Below are 19,362 nucleotides of genomic sequence, written 5' to 3'. Positions count from 1 at the left end.
TTTTGCCACTATAGTGGCAATTTTTTACAGAGCCATCGCCAACCGCGTGCCCTGATCGATAGCGCGGCGGGCATCCAGCTCGGCGGCCACGTCCGCTCCGCCGATCAAATGCACCGTTTTGCCCATCTCCAGCAGCGGCTGTTGCAGCTCGCGGCGCGGTTCCTGCCCGGCGCAGATAATCACCGTGTCTACCGGCAGGCAACTTTCCTGTTCGGCTCGTGAAATATGCAGGCCTTCGTCATCAATGCGTTGATAATTCACGCTGTTGAGCATTTTTACGCCGCGCATCGCCAGACTGGTGCGGTGGATCCAACCGGTGGTTTTCCCCAGGCCTTCACCCACTTTGCTGGTCTTGCGTTGCAGCAGATAAATCTGCCGAGCCGCGTGCGTCGCCACAGGCCCTTCGGCTGCCAGACCGCCGCGATGGTTAAGCTGGTTGTCGATGCCCCATTCACGGTTAAACTCCGCCTGATCCAGGCTGCTCGACACGCCGTGCTGGCTGAGGTACTCGGCGGTGTCGAAGCCGATACCGCCGGCCCCGATAATCGCTACCCGCTGGCCGACCGGTTTTTTGTCGCGCAGCACGTCCAGATAGGTCAAGACTCTGGCGTTATCGATGCCAGGGATCTCCGGGGTACGTGGCACGATGCCGCAGGCGAGGATCACTTCGTCAAATTCTGCCAGATCGGCCGCCGTCACCCAGGTACCCAGTTTCAGCGTCACCTCCAGCAGCGCCAATTGGCGGCGGAAGTAGCGCAGGGTTTCATGAAATTCCTCTTTGCCGGGGATCTGTTTGGCAATATTGAACTGGCCGCCAATCTGGTCGGCAGCGTCGAACAGCGTCACCCGGTGGCCGCGGCTGGCGGCGGTGGTGGCAAAGGCCAGCCCGGCTGGCCCGGCGCCGATCACCGCCAGTTTCTTCGGTTTTTCTGCCGGAACCAGTGGCATTTCGGTTTCGCGGCAGGCGCGTGGGTTAACCAGGCAAGAGGTGAGTTTGCCTTCAAAAATCTGGTCGAGGCAGGCCTGGTTACAGCCAATACAGGTATTGATTTCGTCGGCGCGGCCTTCGGCGGCCTTTTGCACAAAGGCGGCGTCGGCCAGGAACGGACGGGCCATCGACACCATATCGGCGCAGCCGTCTGCCAGCACCTGCTCGGCAACGGCCGGATCGTTAATGCGGTTGGTGGTGATCAGCGGAATGCGCACTTTGCCCATCAGCTTACGGGTTACCCAGCTGAAACCGGCACGTGGCACCATGGTAGCGATGGTCGGGATACGCGCCTCATGCCAGCCGATACCGGTGTTGATGATGGTCGCACCCGCCTGCTCAACTGCCAGCGCCAACTGTTCGATCTCCTGCCAGCTGGAACCGTCTTCCACCAGATCCAGCATCGAAAGGCGGTAAATCAGAATGAAATCGCTGCCGACCGCCTGCCGCACCGCCCGGACGATCTCCACGGCAAAACGCATGCGGTTGCTGAAGCTGCCGCCCCATCGGTCGTCGCGCTGGTTGGTGCGCGACACCAGAAATTGGTTGATCAGATAACCTTCGGAACCCATCACCTCGACGCCATCGTAACCGGCCTGCTGCGCCAGTGCCGCACACTGGGCGAAGTCGGCGATGGTCTGCACGATCTCCGCCTCGCTCAGCGCAGTGGGAGCGAAGGGATTGATCGGTGTCTGCAGCGCGGAGGGGGCGACCGGCTGCGGCTGATAACTGTAGCGACCGGCATGCAGGATCTGCAGCGCAATTTTACCGCCGGCCTGATGAACGGCCTCGGTGACGATGCGGTGGTGGCTAACCTGCTGTGGTTGACTGAGGGTGGAGCCGCCGCGATACACCACGCCCTTTTCATTGGGGGCGATCCCGCCGGTGACGATTAGCGCTACACCGGCCGCCGCGCGTTCGGCATAGAAAGCGGCCATGCGCTCGGGGCCATTGGGCAGTTCTTCCAGGCCGGTGTGCATCGATCCCATCAGCACCCGATTTTTCAGGGTAGTGAAGCCGAGATCCAGCGGCGCCAGCAGGTGTGGGTAATTGCTCATTGCAGTCTCCATCGCGTCTTTCATCGTTATTATTATGTACGACCAAGTGGTCGGATGAGATAAATCTAGCCGTCTTCACTGCGGTTGGGAATCTGCATTGCGCTGAATGTGATAGATGTCATGAATCTTTATTGCTGTTTGCATCGTGAACAGCAAATCGGTTAGCATTTGCGCGTTGAAATACCTTCTCTCTGCGGAGCCATTACCGAAAATGAACACACACGCCTGCTGATATCTTGTCCCACGTTGCGCACATCGGTGCCTTGTGGGGATGTTTTGATCTCATTCAGGAGTGCTTATGGCTCATTTTGCGCAGTCCCCTCATCTTGTTTTACATCAACTGACCTGCCAGTTTGCTGACGGCGAAACGCTGTTCGGCCCATTGGATCTGACTTTCGATCAACAACGCTGCGGCCTGGTTGGGCGCAACGGCGTCGGCAAAACGCGTCTGCTGCGGCTGATTGCCGGGCTGGACTTGCCGGGTAACGGCCATGTTGAATCCCATGCTTCACTGACCTACGTGGCGCAGCAGCCGGATCTCGCACCGCGGACCACGCTGGCGCAGTTGCTCGGCTACGGCGAGACCTTTGCCGCGTTGGCCCGTCTTGAGCAGGGACGACCGCAGGCGGACGATATCGATCGTCTGGAAGGGCAATGGGATCTCAGCGATCGTCTGCAGGCCGCTTTTACCTCAGCCGGATTGCCGCCGTTCGATCCGCAACGGCCGGCGAGCGATTTGAGCGGCGGTGAACGGATGCGTGCCGCCCTGTGCGGGGCGATGCTTGGTGGCGCGGACTTCCTGCTACTGGACGAACCGACCAACCACCTTGATACCCGCGCCCGCGACTGGCTGTATCAGCAGTTAGAAAACTGGCGTGGCGGCTTGCTGGTTGCCAGCCACGATCGACAACTGCTGGCGCGTATGCAGCGCATTGTCGAACTGACGCCCGGCGCACTGCACAGCTACGGCGGTAATTATGATGATTATCGTCACCAGCGTGATCTGGAGCAGCAGGCTGCGCGTGCCGGACTGGAACATGCGCGTCAGGAACGTCGACGCACCCGCGCCCGGCAGCAGAAAGAACATGACATCAGCCAACGGCGCTCTGCGCAGACGCTGAAAACCGTCGATACGCTGAATATTGCCTCCTTTGAACGCGTGGCCTACAAGGCGGCGGCCAAAGAGAGTTTGGGTACGCTGCGCAAGCAGCATCAGGAGCAGAAAGGCTCCCTCGATGCTGCAGTGCGTGAAGCCTGGCAGCGGGTCGAGGAAGACAGCCCGGTGATGTTGACTCTGCCAGGCAGTACAGTGGCGGCGGGCAAACAGGTATTGGTGCTGGAACAACTGCAACTGCCCTTTATCACAATGCCGCCGCTGGATTTACGCATCGATGGCCCGATGCGCGTGGCGTTAACCGGCCCGAACGGCTGCGGTAAAACGACCTTGCTGAAGGTGATCCTCGGGCAGTTGGCCGCCAAAGCCGGTCGTTGCCATTGCTTGCTACCGACGGCTTATCTCGATCAAAATCTTTCGCAGCTCAATCTGTCGCTCTCGGTGGTTGAGCACCTTGGCCTGCAGGATTCGCCGCTAAATGAGGGCAGGATGCGCAGCCAGTTGGCACAGTTGCAGCTAAACGCCGAGCGCGTACTGTTGCCCCTGGCGGCGCTGAGTGGAGGGGAACGGCTGAAAGCGGCGCTGGCCTGCATGCTGTGGCGGCAGGAACCGGCGCAGTTGCTGCTGCTGGATGAGCCGACCAACCACCTGGATCTGGCATCGTCACTGGCGATTGAGGCCGCATTGGCCAGTTTTCCCGGCGCGATGCTAGTGGTCTCCCATGATGAAGCGTTTTTGCAGGCGCTGAAATTAACTCACCGTTTGCAATGGCGGCAGGAAGGGTGGCAATTGCAGAGCCTTTGATGGAAAACAGCGCTCAGGGACGGATGCATTCCAGCAGCAGGGTAAAGGCGGCGGCCATTTGTTCTTCTGGCACGCAGGCAAACCCCATCAGCAGACCACGGCGATGGTTGGGCAGCATGTAGTAGCGCGACAGCGGCCGCACCAGCACGCCGCGTTCGTTGGCAGCGGCGGCGATAGCCACGTCGTCCGCCTCGTCAGGCAGGTTTAGGATCAGGTGCAGGCCGGCGTTGTTGTTGAACTCGCTCAACGCCTGCTTGCCCAGATGCTGCTCGATCAATGCGGTCAGAAACGCCCGGCGGCGGGCATACAGCAGCCGCATGCGGCGAATATGCGCGGTGTAATGGCCTTCCTGAATAAACTGCGCCAATGCGGTCTGGATCAGCAGATGACCGCCGCGGTACAGCTCGGCATGGGCGGTTTTCAACGCCACGACCAGCGGCTTTGGCAACACCACGTAGCCCAGCCGTAGCGCCGGGTACAGCGTTTTACTGAAGGTGCCGATATAGATCACCGGTGCATCGGCTTCCAGCCCCTGCAATGCCGGGATCGGCTGGCCAGAAAAGCGGAATTCACTGTCGTAGTCATCCTCAACGATCCAGCTGCCGCCGTTGCGTGCCAGTGCCAGCAAGCGTTGTCGCCGCGCCAGGCTCATCACCGATCCCAGTGGATATTGGTGCGACGGGGTGACAAATATCAACCGTGGTGCGCCGCTGGGCTGCTCCGGCGGCACCATGCCGGCCTCATCAACTTCCAGTGGGCAGATATTCACGTCGTTCATTCGCAGGATATTGCGGATCCCCCAATAGCCCGGTTCTTCAATCCAGGCATCGTCGCCCGGATTACACAGCAGCCGCGTCACCAGATCTATCGCCTGATGGATGCCCTCGGTAATCAGAATCTGCTCCGGCGAACAGCGTACCGAACGCGCTACGCGCAGATAATCCACCAGCGCATGTTGCAGTTCCGGACTGCCGCCCTGGTTGCTGTAGGTCAGTTTCTGCGGGGCTGGGCGACGGCTAATGCGTGCCTGGATCTTGCTGAATAACTGATGAGGGAAGGCATTAACATCGGGCACGCCGGGGATAAACGCGCCCCATTGTTTGGGACTGGCGCTGGCGTGATGCAACAGAGCGGCGCCGCGCTCTGACAGTTCAATACCTCGTTGCACCCCATCACTGCCTGCCGGGGCGCTGGCAGTGGATAAACAACTATCTGGCACGGTTTCGGCGACGAATGTGCCACTTCCTGCGCGCGCCAGAACATATCCTTCTGCCAGCAATTGTTCATAAACGGTTAAAACCGTGTTACGTGAAAGGCTAAGCTCCTGCGCTAAATCGCGTGAGGCGGGCAGGCGGCTGGAGGGCGGCAGGCTACCGTCCAGAATGCTGGTACGGATCGCATTATAGAGCCGTTTATGCAGCTTATCATCGGGCTGTTCGCCGAGACGCTGCAATAACAGGTCACCACTCAGTGAGCGCAATTGGATCCCTCAATTAATCGTAACTGGCTCTCGATTATAGGGCCACATCCTGTGTAAATAAACGCCATTGTTTCACGAATGTGAACGAAACGTACAACTGGCATCGCTCATCGACCGGAGAGAACAACATGAAAAACGCAGAATTGAATCAACGTCGTCAGGATGCCACCCCGCGTGGGGTAGGCGTGATGTGTGGTTTTTACGCAGAGCGTGCAGAGAACGCCACGCTGTGGGATGTCGAAGGTAATGAAGTCATCGATTTCGCCTCTGGTATTGCCGTATTAAATACCGGACACTGTCACCCGAAGGTGATCGCCGCGATTGAAAAGCAACTGAAGGCCTTCACCCACACCGCTTACCAAATTGTTCCTTACGAAAGCTACGTCACGTTGGCGGAACGCATTAACCAGAGCGCGCCAATTGAAGGCCCATGTAAAACCGCATTCTTCACCACCGGTGCCGAAGCGGTAGAGAACGCGGTCAAAATTGCCCGTGCTCATACCGGTCGTCCAGGTCTTATCACCTTTGGCGGCGGTTTCCACGGCCGTACCTATATGACCATGGCGCTGACCGGCAAAGTGGCTCCTTACAAACTGGGCTTCGGGCCATTCCCTGGTTCGGTGTTCCACGGTCAGTACCCAAATGCGCTGTACGGCGTGACCACCGAAGACGCGATGAACAGCCTGGAACGTATCTTTAAAGCGGATATCGATCCCAAGCAGGTTGCGGCCATCGTGCTGGAGCCGGTGCAGGGTGAGGGTGGTTTCAACATCGCACCGGCCGAGTTTATGCAAGCGCTGCGCACGCTGTGTGACGAGCACGGCATTCTGCTGATTGCTGACGAAGTGCAAACCGGTTTTGCCCGTACCGGCAAGCTGTTCGCCATGGATCATTACAGCGTGAAACCCGATCTAATCACCATGGCGAAAAGCCTGGCGGGCGGTATGCCGCTGTCGGCGGTGGCCGGGCGTGCCGAAGTGATGGATGCCCCGGCACCGGGTGGGCTGGGTGGCACCTATGCCGGTAACCCGCTGGCGGTGGCGGCAGCGTTGGCGGTGTTGGAAGTGATTGAAGAAGAGCAACTGTGCCAGCGTTCGCAGCGCCTGGGGCAGCATCTGGTAGAGGTGCTGCAGCAGGCGCGCCAGACCAGCAAGGCGATCGTGGATATCCGCGCGCAAGGTTCGATGGTGGCAGTGGAGTTCAACGATCCGGCGACCGGCAAGCCTTCGGCGGAGATTACCCGTCAGGTACAGCAAAAAGCGCTGGCAGAGGGCCTGCTGTTGCTGAGCTGCGGCGTCAACGGCAACGTGATCCGTTTCCTGTATCCGCTGACCATTCCGGAAGACCAGTTCACCAAGGCGCTGGGCATTCTTTCCCGCGCGCTGGCCCAATAAGGAGTGATCGGCAATGAAATTGAATAATCCCGAGCTGCTGCGTAGCCAGTGCCTGATTAACGGTGAATGGTGCGATGCGCTGAGCGGCAAGCGTGAGGCGGTGATCAACCCGGCGACCGGCGTCGAGTTGGCCAGTATTCCGCTGGTCAGCGGCGAAGAAACCCAGCAGGCGATTAACGCGGCGCAGGTGGCGCAGCAAGGCTGGAAGCAACTGACTGCCAAACAACGTTCCACACTGCTGTTGGCCTGGGCCGATAAGATAATGGCGGCCCAGGAAGATTTGGCGCAGTTGATGACCGCTGAACAGGGCAAGTCATTGGCGGAAGCGCGTGGTGAAGTGGCCTATGCCGCTTCGTTTATCACCTGGTTTGCCGAAGAGGCCAAACGGGTCGACGGTGCGGTATTGCAGGCACCGCTGGCCTCACAGCGCCTGGTGGTGGTCAAGCAACCGATTGGTGTTTGTGCGGCGATCACCCCGTGGAACTTCCCGGCGGCGATGATCACCCGCAAGGTCGCGCCGGCGCTGGCGGCAGGCTGCGCGATTATCGTTAAACCGGCCGAACAAACGCCGCTGACCGCGCTGGCGTTAGGCAAGCTGGCACAGGATGCCGGCATTCCTGCTGGCGTATTGCAGATTGTCACCGGTGATGCCGCTCAGGTGGGCAAGGTGCTGTGCGACAGCCCGGTGGTGCGCAAACTGAGTTTTACCGGTTCGACCGAGGTCGGCCGGATCCTGATGGCGCAGTGCGCACCAACCATCAAAAAACTGTCGCTGGAACTGGGCGGCAATGCGCCGGTGATCGTGTTCGACGACGCCAACCTGGACGCGGCAGTCGCCGGCATTATGGCCTCCAAATTCCGCAACAGCGGCCAGACCTGCGTCTGCGCCAACCGCATCTACGTGCAGGACGGCATCTATGACCGTCTGGTGGACAAGCTGGTGGCGGCGGTCGAGCAACTGAAAGTCGGCGACGGCAGCCAGGAAGGGACCACTCAGGGCCCGCTAATCGACCAGGACGCGGTGGAAAAAGTGCAGAGCCACATCGACGATGCGTTGATCAAAGGTGCGCAGATCGCTATCGGCGGTCAGCCACACGTGCTGGGACGTACCTTCTTCCAGCCCACGGTAGTGACCGGCGTGACGCAGAAAATGCGTTTCGCCAAAGAAGAAACCTTTGGCCCGGTAGCGCCGTTGTTCCGTTTCCATGATGAGGCGGAAGCCATCGCCATGGCCAACGACACCGAATTCGGCCTGGCCGCTTACCTGTTCACGCAGAACGCCTCGCGCCAGTGGCGTGTCCCGGAAGCGTTGGAATACGGCATGGTCGGCATCAATACCGGGCTGATTTCCAACGAGGTCGCGCCGTTTGGTGGCGTGAAACAATCAGGGCTCGGGCGTGAAGGATCGCGTTACGGGATTGAAGAATATCTGGAGTTGAAATACCTGTGTATCGATGTGAGCTGTTAACCACTGGGAAATTAACCTCTCCCGGTGGCTCGCACCGCCGGGAGACAAAGGATGCTGCATGTCTTCTGATAATACCTATATTCCTCCGGCGCTTAGCGCCGGGGTGCGAAAGCCTGCACCCACCAAATCACTGAGTTTTCTCGAAGGGGTGGCGATGATTGTCGGCACCAACATTGGCGCCGGCGTGCTGTCTATCGCTTACGCTTCCAGCAAGGCCGGTTTTTTACCGCTGTTGTTCTGGCTGGTGCTGGTGGGCAGCCTGACCACTATCACCATGCTTTACGTCGCCGAATCCACTCTGCGCACCCGTGCTCACTTGCAATTAAGCGGGCTGGCGAAACGTTATGTCGGTGGTATCGGTGCCTGGCTGATGTTTGCTTCGGTCTGCGTCAACAGCGTCGGGGCGCTGACCGCCTATATGACCGGCAGCGGTAAACTGCTGCAGTCCCTGTTTGGTATCTCACCGGCGATCGGTAGCCTGCTGTTTTTCGTGCCGGCGGCGGGGGTGTTGTACCTGGGGCTGAAGGCGATTGGCCGTGGCGAAAAGTTTATCAGCATTGGCATGGTGGTGATGCTGACCGCGCTGGTGGCCGCCACGCTGCTCAAAGACACCACTCAGATGCGCAACCTGCTGGACGGTGACTGGCGCTTTATGGTGCCGGTCTTCAACGTGGTGGTGTTCTGCTTCTCGGCGCAGTATATCGTGCCGGAAATGGCGCGCGGTTTTTCGGACAAACCAGAGCAACTGCCCAAGGCGATTATGGTCGGTATGGCGGTGACCTTTGTGTTGCTGGCGGCGGTGCCGATGTCGGTCATTGCTCTCAGTGGATTGGATGGCATCACTGATGTGGCGACCATTTCATGGGGCCAGGCGTTGGGGCAATGGGCGTTCTTCTCCGCCAACATCTTTGCCCTGTGCGCGATGTTGACTTCTTACTGGGGGCTGGGCGGCAGCTTCCTGACCAATATTTTCGACCAGTTCAGACTGGGTAATGACGAACAGCCGCTGCGCCGTTTCGGCGTGCTGATGCTGGTGGTATTGCCGCCGTTCGCGCTGGCTTACAGCGGACTGGTGTCATTCGTTAACGCACTGTATTTCGCCGGGGTATTCAGCGGGGTGATCCTGTCGATTATGCCGATGCTAATCCTGCGCGGGGCGCGCAAGCACGGTGACCAGACGCCACGTTGGCAGTGCAGCTGGATCACCCACCCGTTGTTGCAGATCAGTATCGTATTGCTGTACTTGGGCAGTGCGGTGTATGCCATTGCGTCGCTGTTCGGCTATCTGCCCTCTGGATGGTGAATTGCCTTCCCTCAAGAAGTGATGTTGTTTCTCGATAATTGAGAACGGCGGCGTCGTGGCCGCCGGTTTTTTTAGCCGCGCATTTTCTCCGGCAGTGCCAACCAGGCCTGCACCGAAGGACGTTGCCACTGTTTCTGCGCATAGTGGCGAATGTTTTCCGGCACCGCATCACCGTGTATCACCAGCCGATTGAGCATCAATGCCAGATCGGTATCGGCAATGCACCATTCCCTGAACAAATTATCCTGGCCGTGGCTCAGCATTTTTTCGACGGCGGCGATCAGCTTGTTGGCGTCAGCCTGTGCGGCGGCGGACAGCGGGGGAAACTTGCCCTTGCCGAAAACGGCCTCGGTCGAGCGTTCGGCGCGAAGGTTCTGCAGATCGCTGCGTAGCCATGCCTGGACTTCCCGGGCCTTGGCGCGTTGTTTAACGTCGCGCGGATACACCGGGTGAGCCGGGTGGATCTCATCGAGATATTCATCAATGGCCGAGGACTCCGAGAGTTGAAACTCACCGATCACCAGCGCAGGGACTCTGCGTGTCAATGACAGCGCTGCATAGGTTGCCGCTTTGTTTTCTCCCTGTGACAGGTCGACCGGTTTAACGGTAAAGGGAATGCCTTTCTCCGTCAGGGTAATAAACGCCGACATGGCATAGGGGCTGAAAAATTCGGCATCGGTATAGAGTTCGGCAATCGGCTGAGACATTGGGTTTTCCTCAAGGCAAAGGGATGCGAACTTTGATAATTGCCGAGCAGTGGCTAAAGATCAATCTGTTAGCGGAAAGTTATTTCAACGGCGACCCGCACTGCGGGCGGTGGCTGCCGACGTTGTGATATATTTGTTGCTATTAAGTTGGTTTTGGCAGCGCGAAGTAACATGAAGAAGCAGTGGATAGAGAGTTTGAAACTAGGGTGTGCTCGTTTGTGGCCGCATCCCTTAGCCGTAAGCAAAAAAGAGATATTGCTTTCCAGCGTTGGCGCCGGATTGGGGCTGATGATTTCCGGTTGGATCAGCCATTTTGTTCTGGGCGAAGTGAACCTGTGGTTTATTGCGCCGATGGGGGCTTCCGCCGTGCTGCTTTTTGGCGTGCCGAACAGTCCGCTGGCGCAGCCATGGTCCATCGTCGGGGGCAATATGTCGGCCGCAGCGGTGGGGGTCAGCACCAGCCTGCTGATAGCCGATCCCGGCCTGGCCTGTGGAGTGGCAGCGGCATTGGCGATTGGGTTAATGTTTAAACTGCGTTGCCTGCATCCTCCTGGCGGCGCGGTCGCGCTGACTGCGATCCTCGGTGGGCCGGGCATTCATCAACTGGGCTATAGCTTCGTGCTGTATCCGGTATTGTTGAACTCGGTGTTATTGGCGCTGCTGGCGATTATCTTCAATAACCTGGCCGGACGACGCTACCCGCACCCTCTGGCCTCGGCCGAGGCCAAGCCAGCCAATCTGCCGATCGATGCGGTGTCCATTACCCGCGCCGACTTGCATGAGGCACTAATGCAGGGTGAACTGTTTGATATCGACGAAGACGACCTGCAGGAAATCCTGCTGCGTGCCGAACAGCTGGCTCACCAGCGGCAGAACGGTGGTGCCTGATTAAGCTATCGCTATTTCATCGCCATGAAAATCAGGGCAACAAAAAAGCCACTTCGTGTGAAGTGGCTTAATGTGCTGTTATATCAGCTAAAATTTGGTGGCCCCTACTGGACTTGAACCAGTGACCAAGCGATTATGAGACCCTTGATAGGGTATTGAAAAACAATGGTTTACATTATAAATCAATGCGTTAAGTACTCAATGTTAATCATGTTTACTCAGGGTTCCCGTTCTGTTGAGGCAGTTTTGAGGCATTCTGCTCGGTTTCATCAGGATAGTTTATCTCCCATGGTATTGTTTTAAACCCACTCCATTTAGAGCATAACTCTTCAAATTCATCGTCATTATTAAGACCATACAAGCATAGTAAGAAACGCATTTCTTTAGAAACCGTTGAGTTGAAAGTGGAACGAAGAATAGGTTTTTCTCCAATTTCGGAGTTATCTAATATTTGGTATGCCTCTAAAAGTAAATTCAGTTCATCACTCAGGTCTATTTTTGTTGATTTGAAATAAAACTTATACTGATGCCAGTATTCTTCCTCAGTTTTATAGTGGCGTGTAGCTATATACGTGGCTAAGTGGCCCTCTATTCTATTCATATAATTATTAAAATCTGAATCGCCAATCATAGTCGAATAGTAATTTTTAGAACTTATACTTTCTTTTAATGTTTTTGATATTTCCAATATCTTATTAAGGTTTTGTTCCGCAATAGTCAATGCTATTTGCTTAATGTCACTTTCTTTCGAATGATAAAATGTTACCGATAGTACTAAAAGGCTGAGGCCGGAAAAAATAGGTCCAAGAATACCACCTATGTATGATCCGAAACTGGCCCAGTCTGTAGGGTTGCTTGAGAGGCCGCTGTGAAATTTATAAAAATACAAAGATATTGGTAAAATGGAAATTAAAATTATTACAAATATTGTTTTTTTAAATAGGTTTCTATTTCTTTCTTCCATGTGGTGGATTCTATTACTCACTGATAATTCCTTTAGCTAATGGATTTAGTCTTACAGCATCACTGAGATGATCTGGTGAAAAGTGTGCATAGCGCATTGTTGTTTTTATATCGCTATGCCCGAGTATTTTTTGGAGCACTAGAATATTTCCGCCGTTCATCATAAAATGCGAAGCGAAAGTATGTCTTAAAACGTGCGTCAATTGACCATCAGGAAGCTCTACCCCAGTCCGCTTAATGGCAGAACGGAATGCTGAATAGCATGAACTGAATAGTGTGCCGCTATTTTTAGGGATTTTCGCGTAAAGAGTTTCACTGATTGGCACAGTTCTATTTTTGCCAGATTTTGTTTTGGTGAATGTGATTCTGTGTTTAGTTACCTGTGAACGCCGCAACTCTTCGGCTTCTGACCATCGCGCGCCTGTACTAAGCGCAATTTCAACCACGATAGATAAATCGCGAGATGAGCTATTTTCACACTCGGTCAGTAGGCGTTGAATCTCATCCTGAGATAGAAATGCCATTTCTGATTCATCAATTTTAAATTCAGTGACATTTTCAATGGGATTTTCCCCTTTCCAATGCCCTAACCGCTTTAATTCATTGAACATTGCGCGAAAGTAGGCAAACTCTAAATTCATCGTTCGATGAGAGACTTGCTGCACACGATTGGTTCGCGGATATTTACCCTCTAGTCGCGCTTTTCTGTACTTTGTGAACAACAGGGCATTGAATTCTGTAGCAAGTGGCCGCCCCATGCTTTCAAAGGCATGATGCATGGCTGTTTGTCGTCTTTCGCCATCATCGAGGCTGATTCCGTGAAGTGAATACCAAGTATCAATCAGCTCTTTGAGGGGCCGTTTATCGGTCTTTTCTCCTAGCCAAGGTTTGCTTGTAACTGGATCTAAAGCGTGGCGTTCAAATGCCATCGCCTCACCCTTAGTGGCAAACTTCTTTCTTATGCGTTTACCTGCAGCCCGCCCTAGAGGATAAAGGTCAAGCTGCCACTGGCCGTTGTCTAACTTCTTAATGCCCATGTGTTTTAGAAGTACTCAATTTTACTTATTACTCTTCCCAAAATGCCGATCTCGTCAATTCCGCAATCGAAAGGCACACCAGCACCTGTTACCCGCACTTTGTTAACTGGGATGCGAGTCAGATCGCGGATATTCGTTTTCCCTTCGATGTTAACAAGCCATTTCCCGTCGTAAACCTCTTTGAACTCAGTCTCAACTACATATTGGTTTGAGGCGTCATAGACTATTTCCGGCTTGATAGGGGGTTGTTGATGTGCTGGAAAGAAGTTTTTATCAAGCACTAAATTAGCGGCTTCGAACACTTCACCATCTACAAGTTTCTTGCTCGGCAGCTCTAACACATCTAATCGACCATCATCATGCATTTTGCCTTTGCCGGTCGCCAGCCATTCAAGTTTCACCCCGGTTTCGGCCATGCAACGAATTGCTATGTCAGCAGGAAAGAAATCACGTTTATAACGCATAGACATGCTGCTACTGCTTATGCCGAAGTGTTCAGCTAAAGCTAAGCGGGTAGTGAATCCATACGCTTTAACAATCCTCTCTATAACCTCTTTTCCGCCTCGATCAAACTCTATATGTAACGTCAAGTTAATTTATCCTTGCAATGTTGCGTTAGGCTGTCGTAGCATTGCCAATGTTGATTGAAGCAACATTGATGACTATTGAGCACTATTGATTAACTTTGGATCTTGCCTTATGCGTCCTAACATTACAATTGCGATTCCTGTGCCTTATCTGCCTTTGGCTGAATATTGCCGCATTACTGGTACTCCTATCGGCACTGCCCGCCACATGATTGAAGATGGCCGTTTACCTATCAAGCCGAAGCAGAACAAATCTGGAGCGGTTGAAATCAATATGGCCGCTTTGACTGTTCAAGCTTTGACTGAATTCAACATTTCACTAAGCGTGTAGTTATCCTGTCAGATTAACTTTGAGTGAACTATGTTTGATTACGCTGTTTCTAAACATTCGCACTTTGATGAAGCCTGTCGCCAGTTTCCAGCTCGTCACAATGTGACGGCTCTCGCTAAACAGGTCGGCATAAACGCCCAGACATTGCGCAATAAGCTGAGTCCGGGACAGCCACATCAGCTCACTTGTGCGGAATTGCTTGCGATTACCGACGCTACAGAAGATTCAAGCCTGCTTGATGCACTGTTGGCACAAATCAACTGCATGCCGTCCGTGCCTGTCAACGAAGCCAGCGCCGGGAACATCCCAACGTATGCGCTGCAGGCGACGGCTGCCGTTGGCAGTATTGCTGCCGCTGCTGTTCAGGGCGACCACAAAACCCCAGTCCGCAAAAGTGCGCTGCTTGAAAGCGTCAACACGGCGATCCGCCATTTGTCTCTGATCGGTCTGACCGTTCAAAATCGTATCCAATCCACCCCGGCGCTAGCCTCCACCGTTGATGTGATCAGCGGGCTGAGTGCAGTTGCTGGTTTAAGTTGAGGTGATCACTGTGCCTATCTCAATCGCACCACTGCTGAAGCAGCAAAGCCCATCGCGCCATTTTGAAAACGGCTTTATTGAACTGCCGGGCGGTAAACGCTGGCGGCCACGTCACGATCAGGCTGCATTACTGCGCGGTCTGTCTACTGCAAAACCTGCGCAACTATTGCGCCGTATGTTCTGCCGTTAATTGGGGTTGATATGTTACTGGCAACGGATGACCAAAAAGCTATCGGCATTAAGCGCATTTCTCAGATTAAGCGTGATCTGTTCGCGCATAGAAAGAACGTGGCGCAAGAGGCTTTTGATAAGTCACCGGGGCATATCCGCAGAACTGTTTGTTTTCATGCTGGATTGAAAGAGCGGCATGTAAATATGAAATTTGCAGAAATGAGTTATTCAGAGCGTAAACAAATCGTGTGGGCGCTGAATGACCTAATTGATTTATCAAAAACCTTACCGCGATTTATCAGTGATGATGATTGCGAATTAAACACTAATTAATCGTATTGCGTAATTTTGGCGTTAACCCGCCGGGCATCGCTTTGCCTGAAATAAGGATTATCTATGAAACTTGAATCAACAAAAGATATTAAAGAATTTTACGCACAGCCATTAGATGCTGTGTTGCTAAATGTTCGTATTGATGAGCGTAAGAACCAAGCCGATCTTGCGGCTGCTCGTCTGGTGCGTTTGGCTGCCCATATCACTAAGAACGGCTTAACAGCTATTGAGGCTGTAGAGCTGCTACGCCAAGAGGCTGAATCCATCGAACACCAAGCGCAGGAGCTGCACTAATGGCTGACTTGATGGATTACGCACAAGAACATCAGGCGCAGGTGTTGGAGGCGCAAATCGCTAATGCCCGCAAAACCTCAGCACTGCCTTCTGCATTCGTTTGTGAAGAATGTGATGCTCCGATTCCGCCCGCGCGCCGTATTGCTGTTCCCGGCGTTGATACATGCGTGAGCTGCCAACAACGCCGAGAGGCGCAAAGCCATCTTTTTGCGGGGAAGGCATGACGGGTTATTTAACTTTACTCGGTCTACTGGCGTTGCTGGTAGGCCATTTTATTGCGGCCGATTTGAGTGATTTAGAATTCATGCGCCGCCCAGAAAACCAAAATTACGATTAAGGAAATAATATGGAAATTAAAATTGGCTCTGAATTTGTTGTTACTAGCGATAACCTGCAATTCATTCTTAATACGGTGAAGGTTAGTAAAAAAGGGGAAAAGTGAAGGTCAAGAACGTTATGAGCCGATTGGTTATTACCCAACAATTAATCAGCTTGTGAATGGCCTTATTCATCATGGTGTGCGTAATTCCAGCGTAACCAGCGTTGCTTCACTTGCCGCTGAAATCGGTCGCATTGGCAATCTGTGCCAAGAGGCTTTCTCGGCTTGTGAGGCCCGCAATGCCGGTTGATCCTCGTTGTTTTGCTGCCGACACCGTCAACGTGGTGTCGGTTTCTGGCGGTAAGGATAGTCTTGCCCAGTGGTTATTGGCGCTTGAGGCTGGGGTTAATGTTATGACGGCGTTTGCTGATACTGGTCATGAACACCCGCAAACAATGGAGTATTTAGATTATCTCGAAAGCAAGCTAGGGCCGATCCGTCGTGTCAAAGCAGACTTCTCAGATCGCATAGCAGGTAAGCGCCAATTTATTGCTGAACGTTGGCCGACAACATTGGTAACTGAGTGTGGGTTTACAGATGAACAAGCCGCCGAAACTATCGAGTTGGCCCTAAATACCCTCCACCCTACGGGCATTCCGTTTCTTGACCTTTGTATGTGGAAAGGCCGGTTTCCTTCAACCAAAGCACGTTTTTGCACCTTTGAACTAAAACATAATCCTATTCGTGATCAGGTTATTGCGCCTCTGCTGGACGAATATGACGAGGTTATTAGCTGGCAAGGTGTTCGTGCCGAAGAATCCCCTCAGCGTGCAGGATTACCCGCATGGGAAACTGACGCAGACGATACGCCGGGCTTGAGTGTCTACAGGTCTATCTTGGACTGGAAACATGCTGACGTTTTCGCACTTGCACGCCGTCACAACATCAAACCAAACCCGTTGTACGAACAGGGATGCGGCCGGGTTGGATGTATGCCATGTATTCATGCCCGTAAATCAGAGCTTGCCGAGATATATAGCCGCTGGCCGGAGGAAATCGCCCGGGTTGCTAAATGGGAAAAACTGGTTGCGGCATGTTCGCGGCATGGTAATTCGACATTTTTCCCGTCCACTCAAGACCCTGCAAAAGCAGAACGCCGAATAGCGTGTATTACCGTGGAATCGCACGGCATTGAAACTTATCGTGATTGGGCTTTGACCTCTCGCGGTGGTCGCCAGTTCGATCTGGTTGCCGCAATGAATGACCGTAGTGCTTGCAGTAGCATTTACGCTGGCGTTTGCGAATGAGCCAAGCGGCCCCTGCATACGCTTACCCATGGAACGCACCGCGCCCGGCAATCGCTGGGCCGGTAAGACCGCTTACCCGTGAGGAACACGCTCAGGGGCAAGCTGTTTTACGCAATATCCATTCCCTGCCGCGCTTTCTTAGCGCCATTTTCCTGTCACGCCATGATTACTTGCTGAAATCAAAAGGGCTGCATGACGCCAATAAATGGCTTGTGTTCCAGTTTGAGCGCCGCATATGGCCCCGTATTGAGGCGGTTAACGCTAAGAATGGGATGAACTTAGCGGCTTCACCGCGCTGGATGGCGGAAATTGATAATTATTCTGGCTTACCGGGTATGGATGACAAAGAGCTGAAACGCCTTGCGGATCGCGTGGCCGGTCAACTGTTGTCTATCTATGAAAGCCGCGTTGAAGAATTCATTAAAAGCAACGGCGGAGACAATACAGGGCTGTTTGAAGATAGTACTCAAGCCTGTTTTTTTGGTCTTACCGCGCCGATGGTTCGCGCCTTCAATATCACCCCGATGCACTGGAACAAATACCGCAAGGGCAAACTGGATGCCCGATCAGCGATCGCCAGTCTGTCCCGGTTGGTAGATGCGGAATGGTGGGAACGCCAGTTAAAAGCCCAGCGCACGCGCTGGCGGGAGGCGTTGCTGATTGCCGTCGGCAATGTGAACCGTGGGGCGTCGTCCTATGCTAGCAAGCAGGCGATCCGTGATGTGAAAGCACGCCGTCAGTCTAACTTTGATTACCTCAACAGCCGCGAGCTGGAGAACGTCGAAACCGGCGAACGATTCAGCCTGATTGACAAGGTGATGGCGAGTATCTCTAACCCGGAGATCCGCCGCATGGAGCTAATGACGATAGTTGCTGGGGTTCAACAGGCTGCCGAGATAAAAGGTGATAAAGGGATGTTTATTACTATCACTACGCCATCCAAATATCACCCGACACGCACCGTAGGTAAAAACAGCCCGAAGGTGCAGTTTAACCACAATTGGGATGAAGAGGCGTACACGCCAAAAGATGGTCAGCGCTATCTTGTGAACTTGTTTAGTAATATTCGGACGGCCTTTAAAGACAACGGGCTGCAGGTCTACGGCGTACGCGTGGTTGAGCCGCATCACGATGCAACGCCGCATTGGCATATGATGCTGTTTACCTCCAAAGAACAACGCCAGCCGGTGATCGACATCATGCGACGCTATGCAATGGCCGAAGATGGTGACGAACGCGGCGCAGCTAAAAACCGTTTCGACTGCAAGCACCTGAACAAAGGCGGCGCGGCGGGCTATATCGCTAAATACATCGCGAAGAATATCGACGGTTACGCGCTGGACGGTGAGCGCGATCATGAAACAGGCGAGCTGTTGACTGAAACGGCTGCAGCTGTCACCGCGTGGGCGTCAACGTGGCGCATTCCTCAATTTCAATTCATTGGCCTGCCGTCGCGTGGCGCGTGGCGTGAATGCCGAAAAATTCGTTCTATCAGTTTGGCCGATGAGTTTGACGACAGCGTGGAAGCGGTACGCGCTGCCGCTGATGCCGGTGATTTTGCCGCTTACATTCTGGCTCAGGGTGGAACCAACGTTTCCCGCGACGATCAGACCGTGCGTGTTGCCCGCAGGGTTGCCGATGAACTCAACGCCTATGACGAAGAAGTCCAGAAAATTGCGGGGATTTATGCCCCGCATATTGGCGCAGATCGCATCTATGAAACCCGCACGACGCAATGGCGCATTGTCGCTAAAGCCGTTGCCGTTGAGCCTTTGACTTTGCAAAGCGCCTCCGGCGCGCCTCGGAGTCCTGTCAATAACTGTGGGTTGGCCGATAGCAAAGGCGCTACAAATGCGCAGGATAGTGAGCCTGTAGAGGCTGTGGCGGTGCTGGAGCACCCACCGGAGACACCGATTGACTGGAATGATATGACCGTTACACGGTCTGTTATGAGCCGTATACGGGCTATTCCGTCGCAGATAAAGAAATCACAGCGCAGTTTTGACCCTTATCAGGTGCCAGAACTGGCCCCATCAGCAAGATTGACCCCGACAGAGCGCGATCGGCTGGGGGGGATCCGGGCAGATTTGGCATTGCACGACATTGCTGCCCAGCGCTGGGAACTGGAAGCGCTAGCGCGTGGCGCTAAAGTCAAATTTGGTGATATTTCAATGCAATATGCACCGGTTAATGATTGGACAGGTTTCTAATAATTGGTTGCGGAAGCAAAATTTATGGTTAATACTGTATATGCATACAGTGATTAAGCATCGGAG

The 19,362-nt window shown here is 54.0% G+C and carries 20 protein-coding genes; 14 read left to right on the top strand and 6 right to left on the bottom strand.

The window, feature by feature from the left end:
• Positions 1–24: 24 nt before the first annotated feature.
• Positions 25–2,046 carry an FAD-dependent oxidoreductase gene (locus tag ACNT1W_RS23510; protein WP_419246234.1) on the bottom strand — a complete coding sequence of 674 codons (2,022 nt, stop codon included), beginning with the start codon at positions 2,044–2,046 and terminating at the stop codon, positions 25–27.
• A gap of 298 nt (positions 2,047–2,344) precedes the next feature.
• Here ACNT1W_RS23510 and ACNT1W_RS23505 point away from each other — a divergent pair, with 298 nt between their 5' ends.
• Positions 2,345–3,964: an ABC-F family ATP-binding cassette domain-containing protein gene (locus ACNT1W_RS23505; RefSeq protein WP_419246233.1), complete on the top strand. Its 1,620-nt coding sequence runs from the start codon at positions 2,345–2,347 to the stop codon at positions 3,962–3,964.
• Positions 3,965–3,977: 13 nt separating this feature from the next.
• On the opposite strand, the gene ACNT1W_RS23500 is transcribed toward ACNT1W_RS23505, so the two are convergent.
• Positions 3,978–5,444, bottom strand: coding sequence for a PLP-dependent aminotransferase family protein (locus ACNT1W_RS23500; RefSeq protein WP_419246232.1), 1,467 nt, complete (start codon positions 5,442–5,444; stop codon positions 3,978–3,980).
• A gap of 128 nt (positions 5,445–5,572) precedes the next feature.
• Here ACNT1W_RS23500 and ACNT1W_RS23495 point away from each other — a divergent pair, with 128 nt between their 5' ends.
• The 3 genes from ACNT1W_RS23495 to ACNT1W_RS23485 are packed head-to-tail and all read left to right on the top strand — an operon-like array spanning position 5,573 to position 9,609.
• Positions 5,573–6,838 (top strand): 4-aminobutyrate--2-oxoglutarate transaminase, encoded by a 1,266-nt coding sequence (locus ACNT1W_RS23495; protein WP_419246231.1) that lies wholly within the window; start codon positions 5,573–5,575, stop codon positions 6,836–6,838.
• A 13-nt stretch (positions 6,839–6,851) separates the two neighbouring features.
• Complete coding sequence (locus ACNT1W_RS23490; protein ID WP_261277176.1) at positions 6,852–8,306, top strand: NAD-dependent succinate-semialdehyde dehydrogenase; 1,455 nt, start codon at positions 6,852–6,854, stop codon at positions 8,304–8,306.
• Between the two features lie 58 nt (positions 8,307–8,364).
• Positions 8,365–9,609, top strand: a complete 1,245-nt coding sequence (locus ACNT1W_RS23485) for an aromatic amino acid transport family protein (protein WP_135344872.1) — start codon at positions 8,365–8,367, stop codon at positions 9,607–9,609.
• A gap of 71 nt (positions 9,610–9,680) precedes the next feature.
• Here the strand turns inward: ACNT1W_RS23485 and yfcF are convergent, their stop codons facing one another.
• The gene (gene yfcF, locus ACNT1W_RS23480) at positions 9,681–10,316 is read right to left on the bottom strand and encodes a glutathione transferase (protein WP_329907688.1); all 636 of its coding nucleotides are present in this window, start codon (positions 10,314–10,316) and stop codon (positions 9,681–9,683) included.
• Positions 10,317–10,487: 171 nt separating this feature from the next.
• Here yfcF and ACNT1W_RS23475 point away from each other — a divergent pair, with 171 nt between their 5' ends.
• On the top strand, positions 10,488–11,204 hold the full coding sequence (locus tag ACNT1W_RS23475; protein ID WP_012146999.1) for an HPP family protein: 717 nt from the start codon (positions 10,488–10,490) through the stop codon (positions 11,202–11,204).
• 214 nt (positions 11,205–11,418) lie between these two features.
• Here ACNT1W_RS23475 and ACNT1W_RS23470 read toward each other — a convergent pair whose 3' ends face one another.
• The 3 genes from ACNT1W_RS23470 to ACNT1W_RS23460 are packed head-to-tail and all read right to left on the bottom strand — an operon-like array spanning position 11,419 to position 13,794.
• Entirely contained in the window at positions 11,419–12,189 is a 771-nt protein-coding gene (locus tag ACNT1W_RS23470) for a hypothetical protein (protein WP_419246230.1), read from the bottom strand.
• Positions 12,182–13,204, bottom strand: coding sequence for a tyrosine-type recombinase/integrase (locus tag ACNT1W_RS23465; RefSeq protein ID WP_419246229.1), 1,023 nt, complete (start codon positions 13,202–13,204; stop codon positions 12,182–12,184). The genes ACNT1W_RS23470 and ACNT1W_RS23465 overlap by 8 nt, the downstream gene beginning before the upstream one ends.
• A gap of 5 nt (positions 13,205–13,209) precedes the next feature.
• Positions 13,210–13,794, bottom strand: coding sequence for a phage repressor protein CI (locus ACNT1W_RS23460; protein ID WP_419246228.1), 585 nt, complete (start codon positions 13,792–13,794; stop codon positions 13,210–13,212).
• Positions 13,795–13,903: 109 nt separating this feature from the next.
• On the opposite strand from ACNT1W_RS23460, the gene ACNT1W_RS23455 reads away from it, so the two are divergent.
• From ACNT1W_RS23455 to ACNT1W_RS23415, 9 genes are all read left to right on the top strand, one after another.
• Positions 13,904–14,122: a regulator gene (locus ACNT1W_RS23455; RefSeq protein WP_261137800.1), complete on the top strand. Its 219-nt coding sequence runs from the start codon at positions 13,904–13,906 to the stop codon at positions 14,120–14,122.
• A gap of 30 nt (positions 14,123–14,152) precedes the next feature.
• A complete protein-coding gene (locus ACNT1W_RS23450; RefSeq protein WP_419246227.1) occupies positions 14,153–14,662 on the top strand; it encodes a phage regulatory CII family protein in 510 nt (169 codons plus the stop codon).
• A 10-nt stretch (positions 14,663–14,672) separates the two neighbouring features.
• Positions 14,673–14,852, top strand: a complete 180-nt coding sequence (locus tag ACNT1W_RS23445; RefSeq protein WP_017894102.1) for a phage filamentation protein Fil family protein — start codon at positions 14,673–14,675, stop codon at positions 14,850–14,852.
• 11 nt (positions 14,853–14,863) lie between these two features.
• On the top strand, positions 14,864–15,166 hold the full coding sequence (locus ACNT1W_RS23440) for a hypothetical protein (protein ID WP_419246226.1): 303 nt from the start codon (positions 14,864–14,866) through the stop codon (positions 15,164–15,166).
• Positions 15,167–15,229: 63 nt separating this feature from the next.
• A complete protein-coding gene (locus ACNT1W_RS23435) occupies positions 15,230–15,460 on the top strand; it encodes a DUF2732 family protein (RefSeq protein ID WP_413504855.1) in 231 nt (76 codons plus the stop codon).
• Complete coding sequence (locus ACNT1W_RS23430; RefSeq protein WP_197831624.1) at positions 15,460–15,684, top strand: TraR/DksA family transcriptional regulator; 225 nt, start codon at positions 15,460–15,462, stop codon at positions 15,682–15,684. Before ACNT1W_RS23435 ends, ACNT1W_RS23430 begins: the two co-directional genes overlap by 1 nt.
• A gap of 240 nt (positions 15,685–15,924) precedes the next feature.
• A complete protein-coding gene (locus ACNT1W_RS23425) occupies positions 15,925–16,089 on the top strand; it encodes a DUF5405 family protein (RefSeq protein ID WP_419246888.1) in 165 nt (54 codons plus the stop codon).
• The gene (locus ACNT1W_RS23420; protein WP_419246225.1) at positions 16,079–17,086 is read left to right on the top strand and encodes a phosphoadenosine phosphosulfate reductase family protein; all 1,008 of its coding nucleotides are present in this window, start codon (positions 16,079–16,081) and stop codon (positions 17,084–17,086) included. The genes ACNT1W_RS23425 and ACNT1W_RS23420 overlap by 11 nt, the downstream gene beginning before the upstream one ends.
• Complete coding sequence (locus ACNT1W_RS23415; protein ID WP_419246224.1) at positions 17,083–19,296, top strand: replication endonuclease; 2,214 nt, start codon at positions 17,083–17,085, stop codon at positions 19,294–19,296. The genes ACNT1W_RS23420 and ACNT1W_RS23415 overlap by 4 nt, the downstream gene beginning before the upstream one ends.
• Positions 19,297–19,362 lie beyond the last annotated feature (66 nt).

The sequence above is a fragment of the Serratia sp. NFX21 genome (genome assembly GCF_048517035.1).
Taxonomy (GTDB): Bacteria; Pseudomonadota; Gammaproteobacteria; order Enterobacterales; family Enterobacteriaceae; genus Serratia; species Serratia quinivorans.
The sequence above is the reverse complement of the archived record's forward strand: the minus strand, read 5'-3'. Positions and strand labels throughout refer to the sequence as shown.

Excerpts from the sequence above, each read along its gene's own strand:
- ACNT1W_RS23510 (WP_419246234.1), bottom strand. The coding sequence starts at position 2,046 with ATGAGCAATTACCCACACCTGCTGGCGCCGCTGGATCTCGGCTTCACT.
- ACNT1W_RS23505 (WP_419246233.1), top strand. The coding sequence starts at position 2,345 with ATGGCTCATTTTGCGCAGTCCCCTCATCTTGTTTTACATCAACTGACC.
- ACNT1W_RS23495 (WP_419246231.1), top strand. The coding sequence starts at position 5,573 with ATGAAAAACGCAGAATTGAATCAACGTCGTCAGGATGCCACCCCGCGT.
- ACNT1W_RS23490 (WP_261277176.1), top strand. The coding sequence starts at position 6,852 with ATGAAATTGAATAATCCCGAGCTGCTGCGTAGCCAGTGCCTGATTAAC.
- ACNT1W_RS23485 (WP_135344872.1), top strand. The coding sequence starts at position 8,365 with ATGTCTTCTGATAATACCTATATTCCTCCGGCGCTTAGCGCCGGGGTG.
- yfcF (WP_329907688.1), bottom strand. The coding sequence starts at position 10,316 with ATGTCTCAGCCGATTGCCGAACTCTATACCGATGCCGAATTTTTCAGC.
- ACNT1W_RS23475 (WP_012146999.1), top strand. The coding sequence starts at position 10,488 with ATGAAGAAGCAGTGGATAGAGAGTTTGAAACTAGGGTGTGCTCGTTTG.
- ACNT1W_RS23465 (WP_419246229.1), bottom strand. The coding sequence starts at position 13,204 with ATGGGCATTAAGAAGTTAGACAACGGCCAGTGGCAGCTTGACCTTTAT.
- ACNT1W_RS23455 (WP_261137800.1), top strand. The coding sequence starts at position 13,904 with ATGCGTCCTAACATTACAATTGCGATTCCTGTGCCTTATCTGCCTTTG.
- ACNT1W_RS23450 (WP_419246227.1), top strand. The coding sequence starts at position 14,153 with ATGTTTGATTACGCTGTTTCTAAACATTCGCACTTTGATGAAGCCTGT.
- ACNT1W_RS23440 (WP_419246226.1), top strand. The coding sequence starts at position 14,864 with ATGTTACTGGCAACGGATGACCAAAAAGCTATCGGCATTAAGCGCATT.
- ACNT1W_RS23435 (WP_413504855.1), top strand. The coding sequence starts at position 15,230 with ATGAAACTTGAATCAACAAAAGATATTAAAGAATTTTACGCACAGCCA.
- ACNT1W_RS23430 (WP_197831624.1), top strand. The coding sequence starts at position 15,460 with ATGGCTGACTTGATGGATTACGCACAAGAACATCAGGCGCAGGTGTTG.
- ACNT1W_RS23420 (WP_419246225.1), top strand. The coding sequence starts at position 16,079 with ATGCCGGTTGATCCTCGTTGTTTTGCTGCCGACACCGTCAACGTGGTG.
- ACNT1W_RS23415 (WP_419246224.1), top strand. The coding sequence starts at position 17,083 with ATGAGCCAAGCGGCCCCTGCATACGCTTACCCATGGAACGCACCGCGC.